Genomic DNA, 6,701 nt, shown 5'->3' with positions numbered 1-6,701 from the left:
GTGCGGCTCGCCGAAGCCGAGTCCGCTGCGGCGCGTCCGCAGGGTCCCGGCCCGGAGCGGGCGCTGGAACTGAGGGCTGCCCAGGCCGCCGCGGCGCGTCCGCAGGACCCCGGACCGAAGCGGGAGCCGAGGGCTGCCCAGGCCGCCGCGGTGCGTCCGCAGGGCTCCGGACCGGAGCGGGCGCCGGAGGCGAGGGCTGCACAGATCGCCGCGGCTCAACCGCAGGGAGCCGGCCCGCAGGCGGAGCTCGGGGCCGCCGAGGCGGAGGCCGTCGTCGTGGCCGGGCACGAGTCCGAGCGCTCCGGCGTGCCCGGCCCCGGGGTGGCCGAGATCGTCGCCCAGGCCGTGGCGCGCGGGCTGGAGAAGCCGGGGGAGGAGCACACCCAGCACGCCCCCCGCTTCGGGCGGCGCCGCGGCGCCGCGGTCACCGAGGTGCCGGTGCACCTGCCCTTCCGCGGCGAGCCGAACCGCATGCCGGTCCCCGCCGCCGAGCCCGCCGCGGGCGCGGGCACGCGCGCCCGGTCCGTCACCCCCCGCCCCGCTCCCGGCCGCCGGGTCCCCCGGGGCGACGACCGGCTCCGGGAGCACCGCGGCCCGGTGCTGCCCGGCTGGATCGGCGTGGGCGTCGGCGGCCTCGCCCTCGCGGGCTGCGCGGCCGTGCTCTGGCGGGCCGGGGTCGTCCCCCCGGTGATCGTGGCCGCGTTCGGGGCCGCCCCCCGCGCCTACCAGGGCCTGCGCGCCACCCACTGGCCCCCGCTCGCCTTCCTCGGCATCGTCGCCCTCCTCGCCCTCGGCGGCCTCGGCCGCATCCGCAGCGGGCACGCCTGGGTGCTCACCCTCTTCGGCAGCTACCGCGGCACGGTCCGCCGTACCGGCCTGACCTGGGTGAGCCCCCTCCTCCTGCGCCGCCGGATCGACGTACGGCTGCGCCACTGGCGCAGTGACCCCATGCCCGCCGTGGACTCCGGCGGCCTCGCCCTCCAGGTCGTCGTGCAGGTCGTCTGGCAGGTCAAGGACACGGCCAGGGCCACCCTCGCCGTCGGGGACCACGTGGAGTACCTGGCCGAACAGGTCGAATCCGCCATGGCCCGCGTGCTGTCCCAGCTGCCCGCCGACGCCTTCCACGAGGACGCCCCGACCCTGCGCGACGCCGAGGCCGTCGGCGACGCGCTGACCCGGATGCTGGCGGCGGAGACCGAGGCCGTCGGGATCGAGGTCTTCTCGGCCCAGCCGACCCGGATCGAGTACGCGGCCGAGGTCGCCGAGGCCATGCGCCGCCGCCGGGTCGCGGCGATCGACGCCAAGCACCGCGACACCGTGCTGACTTCGGTCGTGGACGCCGTCGACGACACCGTCCACCGGCTGACCTCGCGCGGGCTCGTCGAGCTCGACGACTACGAGCGCAAGGCGCTGGTGAAGGACCTCACGGTCGCCTTCTACACGGGGCGCTCCGAGTAGGGCCGCGGGGGCCGCGGGGGACGCGGTGGGCCCGGGGGACATGAGGGACACGGGGGACACGGGGGACACGGGGGACACGGGAACGGGTGGCCGGAACGGACCGGACCACCCGTTCTTCCATTGGTATGGACATGGCCAACTCTCGTCAATAATCTGAGACTTGGTCTAGACCTGAAGTATCCCCACGCGTGCGCACGCTCTCGTCGAACTCCCCCCACGTTCAAGGAGCATCATGCGTAACCTCCGCATGCCCGGACGGGCCGGCGCCGCCGCGCTCGGCCTCGGCCTCGTCGCCGGAATCACCCTCCTCGGCGCCCCCAGCGCCAGCGGCCACGGCTACACCGACACCCCCATCAGCCGCCAGAAGCTCTGCGCCAACAAGACCGTCCCGAACTGCGGCGCCATCCAGTGGGAGCCGCAGAGCGTCGAGGGCCTCAAGGGGTTCCCGGCCGCCGGCCCCGCCGACGGCAAGATATGTTCCGCCGGCCTGCCGCAGTTCGCGGAGCTCGACGACCCCCGCGGCGGCGCCTGGCCCGCCACCAAGGTGACCAGCGGGCAGAGCTACGGCTTCCGGTGGCAGTTCACCGCCAACCACTCCACCACCGACTTCAAGTACTACGTCACCAAGAACGGATGGAACGGCACCAAGGCCCTCACCCGCGCCGACCTCGAACCCCAGCCCTTCCTCACCGTCGCCTACAACGGCGCCCGGCCCGCCATGACCACCGTCCATCAGGGCGCCATGCCGAGTGGCCGGACCGGCCGGCACGTGATCCTGGCCGTCTGGACCATCAACGACACGGCCAACGCCTTCTACGCCTGCTCCGACGTTCAGTTCTGACGAAGCGTCAGCTATTCTCCGGCGGCATGCGGACGACGACTGCACCCGAGACCGTCGCGGAGCTCATGGCGCGCCAATGGGGCGACCACCGGCCGGGGCTGAAGCACGAGGACGGCATCCTCACCCACCACCGGACCGCCCAGGAGGCGGCCGCGCGCGCCGCGCTCCTCGTCGACCTCATGCCTCCGGGGGCCGAACCGCACGTCGGGGTGCTGCTGGACAACACCCCCGAGTTCCCGTTCTGGCTCGGCGCGGCGGCCCTCGCGGGGGCCGCCGTCGCCGGGATCAACCCCACCCGGCGCGGCCCCGAGCTGGCACGCGACATCCTGCACACCGACTGCCGGATCCTGGTCACCGAGCGAGCCCACCTGCCGCTGCTGCGCGGCCTCGACCTGCCGGGCGTACGGCTCCTGGTGACCGGCACCGAGGAGTACGCGGCCCTGCTCGCCCCGTACGCGGCCGCCAAGCCGGGCGAAGCGACGCTCGCCGCCCCCGGCCCGGCCACCCGGCTGCTCCTCTACTTCACCTCGGGCTCCACCGGCGCCCCCAAGGCCGCCATCTGCACCCAGGGCCGGCTGGCGGCCGCCGGGTCCGCGCTGGCCCGCCGGTTCACGGTCACGCCCGGGGACGTCCACTACGTCTGCATGCCGCTCTTCCACGGCAACGCCGTCATCGCCGACTGGCTCCCGGCGCTCGCGGGCGGGGCCGCGGTGGCGTTGCGCCGGCGCTTCTCGGCCTCCGCGTTCCTGGACGACGTACGCGCGTACGGGGCGACGTACTTCACCTACGTCGGGCGGGCCGTCCAGTACCTGCTGGCCACGCCGCCGCGCGCCGACGACCGCGAGCACACCCTGCGGCTCGGCTTCGGCACCGAGGCCGGGGCGGTGGACGCGGCGCGCTTCGCCGAGCGGTTCGGGGTCCGGCTGGTGGAGGGCTACGGGGCCACCGAGGGCGGCGCCTCGGTCCAGCACACCCCGGACACCCCGCCGGGCGCCCTGGGCCGGGCGGGGGAGGGGGACGACCTGGCGGTCATCGACCCGGAGACGGGCGAGGAGTGCCCGGCCGCGGTGCTGGACCCGCGAGGCCGCCTGCTGAACGGTTCCGCGGCGATCGGGGAGCTGGTCAACCGGGGCCGCAGCCTGTTCGAGGGGTACTGGCGCAACCCGGACGCGGAGGCCGCCCGTACGCGGGACGGCTGGTACTGGACGGGCGACCTCTTCTTCCGGGACGCCGACGGATTCCTCTACTTCGCGGGCCGCACGGACGACCGCCTCCGGGTCGACAGCGAGAACCTGGCGGCCGCGGTGATCGAGAACATCCTGGCCCGGTGGTCCGACGCGGCGGCGGTCGCGGTGTACGCCGTCCCGGACGAGGTGGCGGGTGACCAGGTCATGGCGGCGCTGTCCCTCCGGGAGGGCGCGGTCTTCGACCCGGACGCCTTCGCGGCGTTCCTGTCCGCGCAGCCGGACCTGGGCACGAAGATGTCCCCGCGGTACATCCGGCTGGTCCCGACCATGCCCGTCACGGCGACGAACAAGATCCACCGCGCGGCCCTCCGCCGCGCGGGCTTCCGCTGCGGGGACCCCGTCTGGTTCCGGTCCCCGACCGACGGCTACCGCCCCTTGGACGAGCCCGCCCTGTCCACTCTGCTGGCGGCGTACGACTCCCAGGGCCGCCTGCCGCTCCTGGACCACTAGCGGGTGCGGCACCCCTGCCGGGCGCTCCGGCCCCACGCCTCAATCGCCGGCGGGGCTCAAGACCCGGAGCTCCGCCCCGCGCCCCGCGCCTCAAACGTCGGCGGGGCTGGGTTGTGCCCGCGAGGCTGAGGACCGGGGCTCCGCCCCGCGCCCCGCGCCTCAAACGCCGGCGGGGCTGGGTTGTGCCCGCGAGGCTGAGGACCGGGGCTCTGCCCCACGCCTCAATCGCCGGCGGCGCTGGGTTGTGCCCGCGGGGCTCAAGACCGGGGGCTCCGCCCCGAGCCCCCCGCCTCAATCGCCGGCGGGGCTGGGTATGGCTGCGCTCCGGACCGGTGCCTTCGGCGCGGGTACGCCCTCAAGCGCCGGGCGGGCTGGAATTGCCCTGCGGGCAATCCAGTCCCGCCGGGCACCATCCAGCCCCGCCGGCGTTTGAGGCGCGGGGGTCCGGGGGCCGGCCCCCCGGTAGCGGCGCCGCACCGGCGAGCCCCGCCGGGCACAACCCAGCCCCGCCGGCGTTTGAGGCGCGGGGGCTGGGGCGGAGCCCCAGGCGGTTGAGCCGCCGCCGGCGTATGAGGCGCGGGGCCGGGCGGAGCTCGGGGAACGGGGGAAGGGTGGGTAGGGGAACGGCTCCGCGCAGCGGCCGGGCGGCGACCGGGCAGCGGGTCGGGCGGAGGATCGGGCGGGGTAGGGCGGGGTAGGGCCAGGGATACCTCCGGACACCCCCTGGGGCCATGGTCCGGCCGGCCCCGGCCCGCCTAATTTGGTCCGCATGGACCACGACGACGCGCGCAGCCCCTGGCAGGCGATGGCCCGCGGCCGATACCTCCGCTCCGCATGGCCCTGGCGCGCCGCCGGCTATCTGGCCGGCGGGGTACTCACCGGCATCCCGGTCCTGCTCGCCCTCGTCCTCCTGACCGGCACCGGCATCCTGCTCATCGGGCTGCCCCTGCTCGGCCTGGCCGGACTACCCCTCGGCGCCGTCGAACGCCGCCGGCTGCGCCTCGTGGACCCCGACCCCGACCCCGACCCCGCCCCCAGCCCCCACCGCACCCCCGCCGAGCCCGGCCTCGCCGCCTGGGCCCGGCTGCGCTACCGCGAGCAGGCCACCTGGCGCGAGCTCGGCTACGCGCTCCTGCACGGCTTCCTGCTCTGGTGGGTGGACCTCTCCGCCCTCGCGGTCCTCCTCGGCGTCCCGCTCGTCCTCCTCACCACCCCGCTCCAGCTCGCCCTCGCCGGGGACGGCGAGGTCAAGGTGCTCAAGGTCTGGCTGGTCACCTCCGCTCCCGCCGCCTTCGCCTGCGCCGCCGCCGGGGCCGTGCTGCTCCCCGCGCTCCTCTATCCCCTCGGTGCCTTCGCCGGCGCCCGCGCCGCCCTCACCCGCGCGCTCCTCGCCCCCCGCGAGCGCGAACTCCGCGGCCGCCTCGCCGAGGTCACCCGCTCCCGCGCCCGCCTCGTCGACGCGTTCGAGGCCGAGCGCCGCCGGATCGAGCGCGACCTCCACGACGGCGCCCAGCAGCGGCTCGTCGCCCTCACCATGAGCCTCGGCCTCGCCCGCCTCGACGCCCCGCCCGGACCGCTCGCCGACCAGCTGGCCGCCGCCCACGACGAGGCCGGCAAGGTCCTCACCGAGCTGCGCGAACTGATCCACGGCATCCACCCCCAGGTGCTCACCGACTACGGGCTCACCGGCGCCCTCGCCGACGTCGCCGAGCGGTCCGCCCTCCCCGTCGACACCGACGCCATCGATCCCGGCCTGCCCCGCCTGCCCGAGTCCGTCGAGGCCGCCGCCTACTTCGGTGTCTGCGAGGCCCTCGCCAACATCGGCAAGCACAGCGGCGCCGCCCGCGCCGCGCTCACCGCCCGGCACACCGGCACCGCGCTGCTCATCGATGTACGGGACGACGGCCGCGGCGGCGCCGACCCGGCCGCCGGCAGCGGACTGACCGGACTCGCCGACCGGATCGCGGTCCTCGATGGCACACTGACGATCACCAGCCCGCCCGGCGGGCCGACCGTCCTGAGCCTGGAGATCCCGTGCCCGGTGAGTCCCTGAGAGTCGTCCTCGCCGAGGATGGAGTGCTGCTGCGCGAGGGCCTCGTCGGCCTGCTGACGCGTTTCGGCCACCGGGTGGAGGCCGCCGTGGGCGATGCGGACGGGCTGCGCGCCGCCGTCGCCGAACACGCGCCGGACATCGTCGTCACCGACGTACGGATGCCCCCCGGCTTCACCGACGAGGGACTGCGCGCCGCCGTGGAGCTCCGGGCCGCCCGCCCCGCCCTCCCGGTACTGGTGCTCAGCCAGTACGTGCAGCGCTCGTACGCGGCCGACCTGCTGGACTCGGGCGACGGCAGCGGCGTCGGCTACCTGCTGAAGGACCGCGTCGGGCAGGTGGAGCAGTTCCTCGACGCGGTGGTCACCGTGGCCGGCGGCGGCACCGTGGTGGACCCGGAGGTCGTACGCCAGCTGCTGCGCCGGCGGCGCGATCCGCTCTCTGCGCTGACCCCGCGCGAGCGGGAGGTGCTGGGCCTGGTCGCGGAGGGGAAGTCCAACGGAGCCATCGCCCGGGACCTGGTGGTGTCCGAGGCAGCCGTCGGCAAACACATCGGGAACATCCTGGGAAAGCTCGACCTGCCGCCCGCCGAGGAGACCCACCGCCGGGTGCTGGCGGTCCTCGCGTACCTCCGCGGCTGATGGTTTTGAGCACC

5 protein-coding genes are annotated in these 6,701 nt (G+C 75.6%); all 5 read left to right on the top strand.

The features are described 5' to 3' along the window. Positions 1-1,458: SPFH domain-containing protein (locus tag ACGFYQ_RS26085; RefSeq protein ID WP_393747814.1), on the top strand; the 1,458-nt coding region annotated here is incomplete at its 5' end. Between the two features lie 247 nt (positions 1,459-1,705). Then, positions 1,706-2,299 (top strand): lytic polysaccharide monooxygenase, encoded by a 594-nt coding sequence (locus ACGFYQ_RS26080; RefSeq protein ID WP_393748094.1) that lies wholly within the window; start codon positions 1,706-1,708, stop codon positions 2,297-2,299. 26 nt (positions 2,300-2,325) lie between these two features. Then, positions 2,326-3,996, top strand: coding sequence for an AMP-binding protein (locus ACGFYQ_RS26075; protein ID WP_393747812.1), 1,671 nt, complete (start codon positions 2,326-2,328; stop codon positions 3,994-3,996). Between the two features lie 769 nt (positions 3,997-4,765). Further along, positions 4,766-6,049, top strand: coding sequence for a sensor domain-containing protein (locus tag ACGFYQ_RS26070; RefSeq protein ID WP_393747810.1), 1,284 nt, complete (start codon positions 4,766-4,768; stop codon positions 6,047-6,049). Beyond that, complete coding sequence (locus tag ACGFYQ_RS26065) at positions 6,031-6,687, top strand: LuxR C-terminal-related transcriptional regulator (RefSeq protein WP_393747808.1); 657 nt, start codon at positions 6,031-6,033, stop codon at positions 6,685-6,687. Before ACGFYQ_RS26070 ends, ACGFYQ_RS26065 begins: the two co-directional genes overlap by 19 nt. Positions 6,688-6,701: the final 14 nt, after the last annotated feature.

The organism is Streptomyces sp. NPDC048258, from assembly GCF_043201995.1.
Lineage (GTDB): Bacteria > Actinomycetota > Actinomycetes > Streptomycetales > Streptomycetaceae > Streptomyces.
The sequence above is the reverse complement of the archived record's forward strand: the minus strand, read 5'-3'. Positions and strand labels throughout refer to the sequence as shown.

What these genes read in the sequence shown, in the direction of transcription:
- ACGFYQ_RS26080 (WP_393748094.1), top strand. Translation starts at nt 1,706, where the DNA reads ATGCCCGGACGGGCCGGCGCCGCCGCGCTCGGCCTCGGCCTCGTCGCC.
- ACGFYQ_RS26075 (WP_393747812.1), top strand. Translation starts at nt 2,326, where the DNA reads ATGCGGACGACGACTGCACCCGAGACCGTCGCGGAGCTCATGGCGCGC.
- ACGFYQ_RS26070 (WP_393747810.1), top strand. Translation starts at nt 4,766, where the DNA reads ATGGACCACGACGACGCGCGCAGCCCCTGGCAGGCGATGGCCCGCGGC.